At 66.7% G+C, this 14,246-nt stretch carries 11 protein-coding genes; 4 read left to right on the forward strand and 7 right to left on the reverse strand.

The genetic code is table 11. From position 1 onward, the window contains the following. Positions 1 to 23: 23 nt before the first annotated feature. The 5 genes from DXT59_RS20950 to xdhA form a co-directional block, all read right to left on the reverse strand. Positions 24 to 1,511 (reverse strand): TAXI family TRAP transporter solute-binding subunit, encoded by a 1,488-nt coding sequence (locus tag DXT59_RS20950; protein WP_116138870.1) that lies wholly within the window; start codon positions 1,509 to 1,511, stop codon positions 24 to 26. 47 nt (positions 1,512 to 1,558) lie between these two features. After that, the gene (locus DXT59_RS20955) at positions 1,559 to 2,674 is read right to left on the reverse strand and encodes an NADH:flavin oxidoreductase/NADH oxidase (protein WP_116138871.1); all 1,116 of its coding nucleotides are present in this window, start codon (positions 2,672 to 2,674) and stop codon (positions 1,559 to 1,561) included. A 295-nt stretch (positions 2,675 to 2,969) separates the two neighbouring features. Beyond that, positions 2,970 to 3,530: a xanthine dehydrogenase accessory protein XdhC gene (gene xdhC, locus DXT59_RS20960; protein ID WP_116138782.1), complete on the reverse strand. Its 561-nt coding sequence runs from the start codon at positions 3,528 to 3,530 to the stop codon at positions 2,970 to 2,972. After that, complete coding sequence (gene xdhB, locus DXT59_RS20965) at positions 3,527 to 5,914, reverse strand: xanthine dehydrogenase molybdopterin binding subunit (protein ID WP_116138783.1); 2,388 nt, start codon at positions 5,912 to 5,914, stop codon at positions 3,527 to 3,529. The genes xdhC and xdhB overlap by 4 nt, the downstream gene beginning before the upstream one ends. 45 nt (positions 5,915 to 5,959) lie before the next feature. Then, complete coding sequence (xdhA, locus tag DXT59_RS20970; RefSeq protein ID WP_116138784.1) at positions 5,960 to 7,495, reverse strand: xanthine dehydrogenase small subunit; 1,536 nt, start codon at positions 7,493 to 7,495, stop codon at positions 5,960 to 5,962. 269 nt (positions 7,496 to 7,764) lie between these two features. On the opposite strand from xdhA, the gene DXT59_RS20975 reads away from it, so the two are divergent. The 3 genes from DXT59_RS20975 to DXT59_RS20985 all read left to right on the forward strand — a co-directional run bounded on the left by DXT59_RS20975 (position 7,765) and on the right by DXT59_RS20985 (position 11,276). Then, a complete protein-coding gene (locus tag DXT59_RS20975) occupies positions 7,765 to 8,973 on the forward strand; it encodes an MFS transporter (protein ID WP_116138785.1) in 1,209 nt (402 codons plus the stop codon). Positions 8,974 to 9,178: 205 nt separating this feature from the next. Continuing rightward, positions 9,179 to 10,573, forward strand: coding sequence for a selenium-binding family protein (locus DXT59_RS20980; RefSeq protein ID WP_116138786.1), 1,395 nt, complete (start codon positions 9,179 to 9,181; stop codon positions 10,571 to 10,573). A 49-nt stretch (positions 10,574 to 10,622) separates the two neighbouring features. Continuing rightward, entirely contained in the window at positions 10,623 to 11,276 is a 654-nt protein-coding gene (locus tag DXT59_RS20985) for a hypothetical protein (RefSeq protein WP_116138787.1), read from the forward strand. A 43-nt stretch (positions 11,277 to 11,319) separates the two neighbouring features. Here DXT59_RS20985 and DXT59_RS20990 read toward each other — a convergent pair whose 3' ends face one another. Further along, a complete protein-coding gene (locus DXT59_RS20990; protein ID WP_116138788.1) occupies positions 11,320 to 12,537 on the reverse strand; it encodes a pyridoxal-phosphate-dependent aminotransferase family protein in 1,218 nt (405 codons plus the stop codon). A gap of 173 nt (positions 12,538 to 12,710) precedes the next feature. Then, on the reverse strand, positions 12,711 to 13,268 hold the full coding sequence (locus DXT59_RS20995; protein WP_240324604.1) for a plasmid fertility inhibition factor family protein: 558 nt from the start codon (positions 13,266 to 13,268) through the stop codon (positions 12,711 to 12,713). Positions 13,269 to 13,435: 167 nt separating this feature from the next. Between DXT59_RS20995 and DXT59_RS21000 the strand changes: the two genes are divergently transcribed. Beyond that, entirely contained in the window at positions 13,436 to 14,242 is an 807-nt protein-coding gene (locus DXT59_RS21000) for a crotonase/enoyl-CoA hydratase family protein (protein ID WP_116138789.1), read from the forward strand. The last annotated feature ends 4 nt before the right edge of the window (positions 14,243 to 14,246 follow it).

The raw sequence follows: 14,246 nt of genomic DNA on the forward strand, positions 1-14,246 counted from the left end.
CGCGGGCGAGCATGTCACGCATATTACGCGCCGCCCGCCTCCGTGTCCGTAGCCGCGCGCTCACCCCACGCTTGCGCCAGGCGCGTTCGCACGAATCCGATATGTTCGCGCAGCACATAGAACTGATCGGCGTACGCGAGCGGCATCTTCAGCCGGTTCACGGCCGCCTCGATCTCGACGAGCTTGGCCAGCGAGGCGGCGCGTTCTTCGTCGCTGGCCGTTTCGTCGAGGGCCGAGCGCTCGATCGCGATCAGCGCGCCGTACCACCGGTAAATACGCGACTTGACGCGCCAAGCGTACAACGACGGAATCAGCCTCACGCCCGGAATCAGCACGACGACGATCGGCACGATGAGCACGATCAGCCGGTCGACGAGGCTCGCCAGCCAAAATGGCAGCAAACGATAAAGGAAGCTTTTGCCCGACTTGTAGTAACGGGCCGCATCGTCGCTGATCGGAAAATCGTGCATGACCGGCGACGGAAATTCGCCCGCGTTTTGCAGCAGGTTCGCGCGCGAATGCACTTGCTTGGCCGCTTCGATCAACAGATCGGACAGCGCCGGATGCAGCGAATCGCGCGCGACGAGTTCTGCCGTCGGCGCCACCGTATGCACGGGCGCGGGCGGCAAGTTCTTGCCGAGATCGAACGCCCCCATCGGCAGTTCGATATCCGTCAGATACGGGAAGCGGCGCGCGTAGGCGCGCGCTTGCGAGAACGAGAAGAGGCGCACGCCCGGCGTGCGCAGCAGCTTGGCCATGACCGGCGGCTGCGCGGAATCGCCGGCCAGGAAGGCTGCATCGATCTGGTGCTCCGTCAGCGCGCGGGCCGCCGCTTCGCCCGTGAGCGGCAAGAGCGTCGTACCGTGATCGGGCACGATGCCGTTGGCGCGCAACAGCGCCAGCGCCAACGCACGCGTTCCGCTGCCCTCCGGACCGATCGCGAGCCGCCCGCCGGCGAAGGCCGACAACAGCGGACGCTCGCGTCCTTCGTAAAAAATCACGAGCGGCACGTAGGAGACGCTGCCGAGCGAGACGAGATGCTCGGGCGGCGTGGCGCCCTGCGCCGCGCCCGAGGCGCGTTGGGCGCCGGCGGTGGACGAGGCCGCGGAGGCAGCCGCGCTGTCCGACGCCCCCGCGGCCGCTTGCGTCCCTTGAGCCGTCAGCGTGACCCCGCTTTGGACGAAACCAACGTCCACGGCCGCATTCGGATCGGCCAGCCGTTCGAGGTTCTGCAGCGATCCCGCGGACGGCAACACCTGAAGCGCGATGCCGTTGCGCGCGAGGATCGCCTTGTATTGCTGCGCCGCGTTCCAGAACGAGCTGCCCACCGGCCCCGCCGAGATCGTCAGCGTATTGGGCGGAGCGGGCTGGATCAGCCGAATGGCGAGCCAGATCGCCGCGGCCGAGATCAAGAGAATCGGCCCCGTCGAGACGGCCAGATCGCGCCAAGAGACCGCGATCACGCGCGCCACGAAGCGCGGCGGGCGCGGCGCGCGCAGCACCTTCGGCATACGGGGCAGCCGCGGCTTGCGCGGCGGGTCTTGATCCTGCCGCATCGTTAGCGCTGACCGAAGGCTGCGCCGACGAACAGATCCTTGTACTCGCGCGGCTGCGAGCGCCAATATTGCTTCGGCGCATAGACCCGAGCGCCGAGCTTGGCCGCAGCGTGCCACGGCCAGCGCGGATCGTAGAGCATGGCCCGCGCGAGGGAGACGGCATCTGCTTCGCCGTCCGTGATGATCGCCTCGGCTTGTTCGGGTTCGGTGATGAGGCCGACCGCGATCGTGGGCAAGCCTACCTCGGCTTTGACACGCTGAGCGTACGGCACTTGATAGCCCGGGCCGAGTTTGATCGCCTGTTCGGGCGAGACGCCGCCGGTCGTCACGTGAATCGCCGCGCAGCCGCGCGCTTTCAATTCGTTCGAGAGTGCGACGGTGCCCTCGACATCCCACCCGCCCGGCACCCAGTCGGTCGCCGAAATGCGGGCCCAAACGGGACGCTCGGCGGGAAACGCCGCGCGCACGGCTTCGAATACCTCGATCGGGAAGCGCATCCGGTTTTCGAGGCTGCCGCCGTACTCGTCGTCCCGGTGATTGGCGATCGGCGAAAGGAACTGGTGCAGCAAATAGCCGTGCGCGGCGTGGATCTCGATGCCGTCTATACCGAGGCGCGCCGCCCGCTTGGCGGCGGCCACGAAGTCGTCGCGGACCTTGTCCATGCCCGCTCGATCGAGCATGGCCGGCGCCTCCTCGTCATGGGAATGCGGCACGGGCGACGGAGCCACCGTCTTCCAGCCGAGCGCCTCGTTCGAGCGGATCTGCGTACCGCCTTCCCACGGCGCACGGCTCGATCCCTTGCGGCCCGCGTGGCCGAGCTGCACTGCCACCGCGATCGGCGAATAGGTCCGCACGGCCTTGAGCACGCGGGCGAGAGCCGTCTCGTTCTCGTCCGAATACAGGCCGAGATCGGCCGGGGAGATGCGCCCTTCGGGCGAGACGGCCGTCGCTTCGAGGATCAGCATCGCGGCGCCCGACAGCGCGAGCTGCCCCAGATGGATCATGTGCCAATCGGTGGCGCTCCCCCCTTCGGCGGAATATTGGCACATCGGCGCAATGACGATGCGATTGGACAAAGCGAGATTGCCGATGGTCATCGGCTCGAACAAACGGCTCATAGCGGGTTCCTCGATCGATTCGGCGCGCGGCAGGCGCGCACTGGCGCGGCGCGGACGAACGCGGCGCCCCGCCCGCAGGGGCGCAAACGGGACTCCGCTGCACAGCGCATCGCCGAGCAGCATAAGGGATGCCGAGGGAAAATGCTGCGAGAAAGGCTGCCCGCATCGACAAACGCGGTGCAAAGCGCGGCGACGGGCGAACCTGGACGGCGACGGATCGCCCGCCCTGGCGGTGCCTTGCCCTTGCCCCGCGCGGCCGGGCGCGATCCGGCCGCCCACCACGCTACCGATCGCCTTACCGCTCGGCGGTCGCGGGGAACCGCGGGACGGCGCAAGCCGCCGCTCGCCGTTTCGATAGCACCTGCATCAATTGGGCGCAGACGGCCACCGCGATCGAGGACGGCGCCTTGTCGACGATACCCGGCACCCCGATCGGGCAGACCATCTCGTGCAGGCGTTCGGGTTCGACGCCACGTTCGATCAGGCGTCGTTCGAACTTCACGCGTTTGGTTTTCGAGCCGATCATGCCGAAGTAGCGGAAGTCCGTGCGGCGCATGATCCGCTCGGCCAAGGCGAAGTCGAGCGCGTGGTTATGCGTCATGACGAGCAGGCATGCGCCTGGCGGGGCGGCGTCGACGATCGCCTCCGGCGTATCGGTCGCCTCGATCTGCACGTTCGCGGGCACTTCGTCGGGGAAACATTCGTCGCGCGCATCGACCCATTGAACGACGCAAGGCAGCGCGCCCAACAACGTCACGAGCGCATGGCCGACGTGGCCCGCGCCGAACAGCACGACATGGAGCGGCGCCGCACCTGCGGGGGACCCGGATACCGGCGCGAAGACACACGGTTTCATGCCGCGCTCCCGGTGAGGGCGCCCGCGCGCGCCGCGCGCACGGCCGCCACGGCCTTCAGGATTTCCTCGGCCGTGGCCGGGGCATTCAGCGGCGGATTGACCTCGTAGTCGCTCACGCTCGCGACGGCGTCGCGAACCGCGAAAAACACCGAGAACGGCAACAGCAGCGGCGGCTCCCCGACCGCCTTGGAGCGGTGAATGCTGTCCTCGGCGTTGCGGTTCTCGAACAGACGCACGCGCAAGTCGGGCGGGCAATCGTTGACGGTCGGAATCTTGTACGTCGAAGGCGCGTGCGTCATGAGCTTGCCGTCCGCGTTCCACCAAAGCTCCTCGGTGGTGAGCCACCCCATCCCTTGGATGAAGCCGCCTTCGACCTGTCCGATGTCGAGCGCCGGATTGAGCGACGCGCCCACATCGTGCAAAGCATCGGCGCGCACGACGCGCATCTCGCCCGTCAGCGTGTCGATCACGACCTCGGACACGGCCGCGCCATACGAGTAGTAGTAGAACGGGCGCCCTTGCAGCTTTTGCTGGTCCCAGTAGAGCTTGGGCGTCGCGTAAAAGCCGTCCGACCACAGTTGCACGCGCGCCAGATAGGCCTTCGCGACGACCTCTTCGAATCGCAGGGCGCGTTCCCCGACGCGGATGAGGTCGTTCGCGAACACGACGTCGCCGGGTTTGACGTTCCCCTCGCCGAACCGATCGGCCGCGAACGTGGCCAGGCGCTCGCGCAATTGGCGCGCAGCGTCTTGGGCGGCCTTGCCGTTCAGGTCCGAGCCGGTCGAAGCGGCCGTCGCCGACGTATTGGCCACCTTGCTCGTGTCGGTCGCCGTCACCCGCACGCGCGAGAAGCCGACCCCGAGTTCGTGCGCGACCACTTGCGCGACCTTCGTGTTGAGCCCCTGGCCCATTTCGGTGCCGCCGTGATTGACGAGCACGGAGCCGTCCGTATAGATATGGACGAGCGCACCGGCCTGATTGAAATGGGTGACGTTGAACGCGATGCCGAACTTCACGGGCGTAATCGCGATGCCCTTTTTGAGCACGGGGCTCGTCGCATTGAACGCACGCACTTGCTCGCGGCGGCGATGGTAGTCGCTCGTCGCGACGAGTTCGTCGACGAGCTCGTGGATAACATTGTCCTCGATCGTCTGCCCGTACGGCGTCACGTTGCGCTCGGTCTTGCCGTAGAAATTGCGCCGGCGCACCTCGAGCGGATCGAGCTTGAGCGACCGCGCGACGCTATCGATGATGTATTCGATCGCGAATGCCCCTTGCGGACCGCCGAAGCCGCGAAACGCCGTGTTCGACTGCGTGTTCGTCTTGCCGCAAAAGCCCGCGATATCGACGTCGGGCAGCCAATAAGCGTTATCGAAATGGCAAACGGCACGCGTCATCACCGGACCCGACAGATCGGCCGAGAAACCGCAGCGCGAGGTCATATCGACGGAGACGCCATCGATCACGCCGTCATCGCGATAGCCGACCTCGTAGCGGTAATGGAAGTCATGGCGCTTGCCCGTGATCATCATGTCGTCGTCGCGATCGGGGCGCAGCTTCACGGGGCACAAAAGCTTCCAAGCGGCGAGCGCCGCGCAGCAAGCGAATAGCGCCGACTGCGATTCCTTGCCGCCGAAACCGCCGCCCATCCGGCGGCATTCGATCAGCACGTTATGGGAGGCGACGCCGAGTACGTGCGCCACATGGTGTTGCATCTCGGTCGGGTGCTGCGTCGAGCACCACACGTGCATGCCGTCGTCGTCCTTGGGCACCGCGTACGCGATCTGCCCTTCGAGGTAGAACTGCTCCTGGCCGCCGAGCAAGAGCTCGCCGCCCAAGCGATGCGCCGCGCGCGCGATCTTCGCGGCGGCCTCGCCGCGCGCGAGCTTCATCGGCGGCAGCACGGACTGATTGGCCGCGCGCGAGGCCTGCGCCGTCAGCACCGCGGGCAATTCCTCGAATTCGATCCGCGCGCGCCGCGCGGCCAAGCGCGCGGTGTCGTGCGACGTGGCGACGACGATGAACATCGGCTGACCGACATACTGGACGATGCCGTCCGCCAGCACGGGATCGTCGTGAATAATCGGCCCGCAGTCGTTCTTGCCGGGAATGTCCTCCGCCGTGAAGACGGCGACGACGCCCGGCGTCGCGCGCACGGCGTCGAAGTTCATCGACACGATCTTCGCATGCGCCTTCGGCGACGTCCCGAGTGCGGCATGCAACGTGCCGGCCACGAGCGGAATGTCGTCGGTGTAGGTGGCGCGGCCGCTCACGTGCAAGTGCGCGGACTCGTGCGGACGCGACACGTGTACTTGGCGAAACGCCGCGCGCTCGGGTTCGTCCGCTGCCAGCTCGGTCAAAAACGGTTCGGCTTGCTGGTTCATAGGTGTCTCTGTCGTTTGTCTTCCTTGCAGGCGTTCTCGGGACGCTTATGCTTGCGCCGGCGCTTCGAGGTCGACGAGCCGCACGTTCAAGGCTTGCGGCGGCAACGGATCGTTGGGGCGCGTCTCGAGCCAGAAGCGATAAAGCAGGTTCTGCGCGGTTTGCAGGCGGTAGTCGCTCGTCGCCCGCATATCGCTGAGCGGCGCATAGTCGCGGGCCAGCGCCTGCATCGCCGCTTGCGCCGTCGCTTCATGCCACGCCGCATCGGCCAAGACGCTTTCCGTCTGCGACGCGCGCTTGGGCGTGGCAGCCATCCCGCCGAACGCGATGCGCGGCGAGCGGATGGTCTCACCCTCAAGAATGAACGAGAAGGCGGCGCACACGGCCGAGATATCGGAGTCGAACCGCTTCGAGAGTTTGTACGTCCTGAAGCGCAAATGCTTGCGCTCGCCCGTGCGCGCCGGCACCTTCAGCGCAGCGACGAACTCGTGCTCGGCCATGTCTTTCTTTTGATAGGCGAGGTAGAGGTCTTCGAGCGCGAGCTCGCGCTCGATATCGGCGCCGCGCAGGACGACGCGCGCGCCCAGGGCGATCAGGCCGGGCATCGAGTCGCCGATCGGCGAGCCGTTGGCCACGTTGCCGCCGAGCGTGCCCGCATTGCGGATCGGCAACGACGCGAAGCGCTTCCACATCTCCGTCAACTCGGGGTAATGGCCGGCCAGTTCTGCGTAGGCCCGCTCGACCGTCACGCCGGCGCCGATCTCGATCCACTCTCCCGACGTTTCGATCCGCGTAAGCTCCGCTACCCGGCCGAGATAGACGAGGTCGCCCAGCGCGCGCATCTGCTTGGTCACCCACAACCCCATGTCGGTGCTGCCCGCGAGCAGACGCGCCCGCGGGCGCTCGAGCTTCAGTTGCGCCAGCGCGGCCACCGTGCGCGGCGCATCGAACGAATCGCCGCCGTGCTCGTAATGGAACGTTCCCTCGCGCTGCAAGCCGGCCAAGGTGCGAGCAAGCGCGGCCACATCCACCGGCGCTTTGGGGCCCGGCAGGTCGAACATCCGCTCGCCCGCGTCGAGGATCGGCCGGTAGCCCGTGCAACGGCATAGGTTGCCGGTCAGCGCGTCGGCGATCTCGGCGCGCGACGGCACGCAGCCGCCGGCGCCCGCACACGCCGGTGCGTCGCCTTCACCCCCATGCTTGCGGTACAGCGCCCACATCGACATCACGAAGCCGGGCGTGCAAAACCCGCATTGCGAGCCGTGGCAATCAACCATCGCCTGCTGCACGGGATGCAGCGAGCCGTCGGGCTGGCGCAGGTCCTCGACCGTGAACAGCGCCTTGCCGTCGAGCGTCGGCAAAAATTGAATACAGGCGTTGACGGCCGCGAACCGGACGCTGCCCGCCCCGTCGGGTTCGGCCACGACGACGGTGCATGCGCCGCAGTCGCCCTCGGCACAGCCCTCCTTCGTGCCGGTGCAATGGACGTCTTCGCGCAGGTATTGCAAAACCGTGCGCGTGACGGGCACATCGGTGACTTCGCGGATGGCATTGCGGTGATAAAAACGGATTGGTTGGCTCATGGTCGTGGGAGGCGAATAACCGGAAGAGACGCTTGTCGTCCTTTGATCGAAAAGTAGCACCGCCAATATGCGCCACCCATAGGCGCGTTCGCATGCCGCTCATACGCTCGCACCGATATATCCGGCAGCCGATTCATCCGTTTGGCGGACGACGTCGAGCGAGGAAACCGGTTCCATGTCACAATACGCTCTTCGTTTCATACTGTCGGCCTGGCTTCAACCCTGGTTTTCCCTTACCATCGCCGCCGACACTGTCATTGCGCTTGCCCATGTCCGCCGCCTCCCCCGTTTTATCCGATCGTGCCGCCACCGCTCGGATCGTTCCCGTCGTTTTCTTTACGTTCATCTGCTACTTGATCATCGGGTTGCCGCTGCCCGTCCTGCCGGGGTTCGTCCAAAGCCAACTGGGCTTGGGTTCCGTGTTGGCCGGCGCGGCGGTGAGCGTGCAATATGCTGCGACCCTGTTTTCGCGGGCCCACGCGGGACGGTTTTCCGACACCCTCGGTCCCAAGCGCACCGTCGGCATCGGCCTTGCCGCCTGCTGCGGCAGCGGCGCCTTGCTGGCGCTCGCGGTGGCTTGCCAGGCGTGGCCGGCCGTGAGCCTCGTCGTGCTGGTGGCTAGCCGGTTCGCACTGGGCTTCGGGGAAAGCTGCGTCGGGACGGGCGCGATTCTCTGGGGAATCGGTCGCGTGGGCGCGACGCACAACGCGCGCGTCATTTCCTGGAACGGCATCGCCACTTACGGCGCGCTGGCGATCGGCGCACCTGTGGGCGCCGCGCTCGATCACGCCGTCGGGCCATGGGCGCTCGGCGTCGCGACGATCGCGCTTGCGGCGATCGGCTACATGCTGGCGCGCAAGCTGCAAGACGTTCCGCTCGTTCACGGCGAGCGCATGGGATACGCGAGCGTATTCGTGCGGGTTCTGCCGCACGGCGTCGGCCTGGCACTGGGCGCCGCGGGCTTCGGCGCCATCGCGACGTTCATCGCGCTGTATTACGCGGCGCGCGGCTGGTCGCACGCCGCGCTGGCGTTGACGCTATTCGGCTGGTTCTTCGTCGGCGCGCGCCTGCTGTTCGCCAACGCGATCCGCACGTACGGGGGCTTTCGCGTGGCCCTCGTCTCGTTGACGTTCGAATGCGCCGGCCTGCTCACGCTCTGGCTCGCGCAGGCGCCGCACGCCGCGCTCGTCGGCGCGGCCATGACGGGTTTCGGCTTCGCGCTCGTGTTCCCCTCGCTCGGCGTGGAAGCGGTCGAACTCGTTCCACCCGCTAGCCGCGGCGCGGCGCTCGCGGCGTATTCGGTCTTCTTCGACCTCTCGCTCGGCGTCATGGGTCCGCTCGCCGGCTACGTGGCCGGGGAATTCGGCTATCCGTCGGTGTTCCTCGTCGCGGCGATCGCCTCCGCGGCAGCGGCCGTCCTCTCGCTCGCGCTCTATCTACGCCACGCGCGCGGCCGGCGTCTAGCTGCGACGGCCTGAGCTCGCGGCCGTCGATACCTGGAACGACTGTTTTGTATTGGAAAAGGAAGCGCTAATTAAATAACAACCACCAGAATTAATGGGTAATTCTGTCCGGGATAGTTTTTTCGCGTTTCTTTTATTCTTATTCCTTTTCCTTCCTTGCTTTTTCCATTGTTCGACTCTTAGGATATGCCCCTCATCCCAAAAAGAGAGGAAGAGGGCTATGTCGTCCTGGAAACCCGATCCGACGTTCTACCCTTCCGCGCGGCTCGCCGCGCAAGCCCCGAGAGAAACGCTCGCGTACGTCGCGAGCTTTGATCCCACGCGGCGCGTACCCGACGAACTCGCGGTCGTCGATCTCGATCCCGGTTCGCCCGATTACGGCAAAATCGTCGAACGCGTCGCGATGCCGAACACCGGCGATGAATTGCATCATTTCGGCTGGAATGCATGCAGTTCTCATCTTTGCCCCAACGCGCCGCATCCGCATTCCGAACGCCGCTATTTAATCGTCCCGGGTCTGCGCAGCTCGCGCATTCATGTGCTCGATACGAAACCCGACCCGCGCCGGCCGAAGATCGTGCGCGTGCTCGAACCCGACGAGGTCGCGCGCAAGTCCGGCTATACACGGCCGCACACGATCCACTGCGGCCCGCAAGGCATCTTCGTCGTCTCGCTCGCGAACGCCGAAGGCGATGCGCCCGGCGGCATTTTTCTGATGGATCACGATTCGTTCGATATCCGCGGTCAATGGGAAATCGACCGTGGGCCGCAGCAACTCGCCTACGACGCTTGGTGGCACCTCGGCTACGACACGCTCGTCTCCAGCGAATGGGGGCTGCCCGCCACGTTCGAAAACGGCCTGGTGCCCGAGATCCTCCTGGGTGGCCAGTACGGCCACCGGCTCCACTTCTGGGACCTCAATACGCGCAAGCACAAGCAGACGATCGACTTCGGCGAGGAAAACCAGCTCGTCTTCGAATTGCGGCCCGCGCACGATCCGACCAAGGCGCACGGCTTCGTCAACTCCGTGATCAGCTTGAAGGATCTGTCCGCATCGATTTGGACCTGGTACCGCGACGGCGATCGCTGGGCGGCGCGCAAGGTCATCGAGATTCCCGCCGAGCCGGCCGACCCTGCCCTGCTGCCGCCGATGCTCAAACGCTTCAGCGCCGTGCCGCCGCTCGTCACCGATATCGCGCTCTCGCTCGATGACCGGTTCTTATACGTCGCATGCTGGGGCACGGGCGAGATGCGCCGCTACGACGTATCGGATCCGCATCACCCCGAACTCGTGGGCTCCGTGCGCATCGGCGGCATCGCCGGGCGCACGCCGCACCCGCGCAGCGGCGACCAGCCTTTGAACGGCGGGCCGCAAATGGTCGAGGTAAGCCGCGACGGCCGCCGCGTCTACTTCACCAACTCGCTGTACGGCGCCATCGACGAACAGTTCTACCCCGACGGCATCGACGGCTGGATGGTGAAGCTCGACGCGCCCGAGGACGGAGGCCTGTCGTTCGACCGCGAGTTTTACCTCGAATGGCCGAAGAGCCATCGGCCGCATCAGATTCGCCTCGAAGGCGGCGACGCGTCGTCCGACTCGTATTGCTACCCTTGAGGACGCCGGTCGGAACGATCCGGGCCGCTGCGCCGGGAGGGACGCGACCATGACCCTGGCCTCGCAAGCGAGCGCGGCCGCGCCGTGGCTCGCGGTCGTCGGCAGCGGGATTTTTCACGGCGTGAATCCGGCCATGGGCTGGCTGTTCGCCACCGCGCTCGGTTTGCAACGCAAAAGCCGCACGGCGCTCGTGGCGGCGTTGCCGCCGCTCGCGCTGGGCCACGCCGTCTCGATCTTCGCGGTCACCTCCTCGGCCCTCGTGCTGGGACTCGCGGTCCATGCCGGCCCGTTGAAAATCGTCGCGGGGATCGTGCTGCTCGGCTGGGCCGTCTATCACCTGCTGTACGGGCATCGGCATCGCGTGCGCGTCGGCATGACGGCGGGCGCCGCGGGGCTTGCGCTGTGGTCGGCGGCCACCGCCACCGTTCACGGCGCGGGGCTCATGCTCGTTCCGGCCTTGATGCCGATCTGCGGCGCCGCGGCGCAAGCGAGTCTGACCAGCGCACTCGGAGACACACTCGGTCCCGCGGCGCTCGTCACTATTGTCCACACGCTCGTGGCGTCGGCGACGAGCGCCGCGATCGCATTCGCGGCTTACGAGTACTTCGGCCTCGGCATGCTGCGGCGCGGGTGGATCAACTTCGACTGGATTTGGTCGGGCGCGCTCGCGCTGACGGGCACGGCGTTGCTCGCGCTAGCTTGACGCGCGGCAGCGCGGCAGCGCCGAACCGGCGCCCGGGCTTGCCTCAACGGCCGCGCGCATTCTCAGAGAGCGACTGTTCGAGCGCCGCGACGCCGGCCGGCAGGTCGACGCGCGCGCCCAATTCGAGCATCGTGCGACCGAGCGCATGCAGCGTGCGGAACAGGTTGTGTTCGCGGCACTGCTCGCCCATCTGCCCGATCCGCACGATCGGCAATCCGAACGATCCCGAGATCTCCACTTGATGATGGCGCGAGATGTGGCCGCAGATGTCGCCGGGGCTCAGTTGCGCGGGCGTCGAGATGCCGACGACCGAGTTCAGCCGGCACGGCTCGGGCGCGAAGAGCGCCAGCCCCATGGCCGATACGCCGGCTTGCAATGCGAGGGAACACTTCAGGTGGCGCGCGAAGCGTTTCTCCAGCGTTTCGGCGCAGACAAGGCGCAACGCCTCGTGCAGGGCCAGCACGCCCGACACGGGCGCCGTGTAGTGATAACCGGCGTTGTGCCAAAAGTTCTCGGCGAGCGAAGCGTCGAGGCACCAATGGGCGCCCGGTTGCGTGCGCGTCTTCATCCGGTGCCAGGCTTCGTCCGAGAATGCGATCAGCGAGACGCCCGGAATCGACGACAAGCCTTTTTGCCCGCCGGTGATGACGGCGTCGATGCCCCAAGCGTCCATCTCGAGCGGCATCGTGCTCAGCGTGCAAACGGCGTCGACGACCACGAGCGCACCGGCCGCCTTCGCCAGCGCCGCAATTTCCTTCAGTTCGTGATTCCAGATCGTGTTCGACGTCTCGCCTTGGACGATCGTCACGATCTCGGGCCGCTCGCGCGCGAGCGCGTCGGCCACTTCGGCAAGGCTGGCCACGGCGCCGTCGGCCACGTCGAGCGTGGCGACGTGGGCGCCGCAGCGCTTGGCCATCTCGGCCATCCGCGCGCTGAAAAACCCGTTCTTGATCGACAGGACGCGCGTACCCGTCCAAGCGAGGTTGGAAATCGCCATTTCCATCGCCGCCGAGCCGGGGCCGGCCACGCCCAACACCCATTTGGAGCGCGTTTGAAAGACGTAGCGCGCCATCTCCTTCACTTGCCCGATCACCTTCGACATCGTGGCCCCGAGGTGATTGATGACGATGGCATTGGCTTTGGCGACGGCCGCCGGAATCGGCACGGGGCCGGCGCCCATCATCAACAGCGGTTCTTCGGGGAGGATCGCGTCGAGCGACACGACGTCGGGGCAAGGGATGGAGGGCTCGTGGCTGGACATGGCTAGGCGTAAAGGCGCGTCGCGCGAAAGGGGTGAGTCGACCCCGCCGCGATGGTTACGCTGCTCATGCTTCGATTGGTGCGATGCGGCGAGGGGGAGTCCCGATCATTGCCCCATTTCGGACCATCCGCAAGGATTTTCTACCGAATGCGTCACCGAAAGCGGGCCCGCGCTTACGCGACGGTCGGCGGCGATTCCGACGAAGGCGTGGACAGACCGTCCGTTACGGTCGCCGGCGGCGCCACATAGCCGCATAGCTGTGCGAGCAACGCCGCCTCGCGTTCATGCACCTCGACGGGGAACGCGACCGCGCCGGCGTGCGCGAGATAGCGCGCGCGGTGCTGGCCGTTGCGGAACCCGACGACGCCTTCGTGCTTGAGCCGCAGCCAACCGAGCATCCCGCGCACGCGCCGCGCGTGGATCGTCACGTACGGCATGGCGGGAATGCGTTCGTTGTCGGGGTCGAGGAAATCGCGGATGCCCTTGACCTTGCCGCTGTGCCAATTGCCGACGGGCGGCAGCACGTAATCGGTATCGTCGCGCCCGGCGCATTCGAGCAGTTTGCGAGCGTCGACGATCACGACGCGATGGCGGCTCTGGTCGTCTTCGAACACGCGCTTTAGGCGCACGTGATCGTAGTGAGGATGGTTGGCAAGCGGAACGAGCCAGACCGGGCCGGGGCCGGCCGAGGGTGCGAGAGCAACCGCATGAATCAATGCGGACGTGGACATGACGAACGTATGATTGTTGGCATTCCTGGCGCTGGGCGCCAGCCCATCGGCGTTCGTTTCGCCGAGGAAACCGGCAAGGGTATCCTCGGATGATGACGATTCCGTGACAAATATGACACATCGGTCTGAACCTTGGCCGCCGCGGGTCCCAACAAGAGAGACGAGCGATGCGAGAAATCTTTGGTGCGCATGTCCGGATCGAAGCATCCGCCCATGGTGTTGCAACAATCGTGCTCGATCGCCCCGAGCGTAAAAACGCCGTTGACCGGCCAACCGCCGAGGCGCTCGCGAACGCGTTCTCGCGCTTCGAGTCGGAGAGCGCTTGGCGCGTGGGCGTATTGTTCGGCGCTGGCGGGACGTTTTGCGCGGGAGCCGATTTGACGGCGATGAACGACGAAGCACGCCGCAACGAAGCGCGGCCCGACGGCAGCGGCGCGGGACCCATGGGGCCGACGCGCATGATGCTGTCCAAACCCGTGATCGCCGCGATCGCCGGTCACGCCGTCGCGGGCGGGCTCGAACTCGCGGCGATGTGCGATCTGCGCGTCGTGGAAGAAGATGCCGTGCTCGGCGTGTTTTGCCGGCGCTTCGGCGTGCCGCTCATCGACGGCGGTACGATTCGCTTGCCGCGTTTGGTCGGACTGTCGCGCGCGCTCGATTTGATTCTGACGGGGCGGCCCGTGCACGCCGAGGAAGCGTTGGCGATCGGGCTCGCCAACCGCGTGGTACCCCATGGCGAGGCGCGCACGGCCGCCGAAGCGCTGGCCGCGCAACTTGCCGCGCTGCCGCAAGCGGCCTTGCTCGCCGACCGCCGCTCGGCGATCGAAAACAGCGCGTTGGGCGATTTGGCCGAAGCACTGCGCCGCGAGGGCGCCGGGGGCTATCGAGCTCTACTCGACGAAGGCCTCGCCGGGGCCGCCCGCTTCGCGGCGGGCGCCGGACGTCACGGCGAGGCGGCCGACGAGCAGCGGTAGTTCG

The sequence above is a fragment of the Trinickia diaoshuihuensis genome, assembly GCF_003390925.1.
GTDB lineage: Bacteria > Pseudomonadota > Gammaproteobacteria > Burkholderiales > Burkholderiaceae > Trinickia > Trinickia diaoshuihuensis.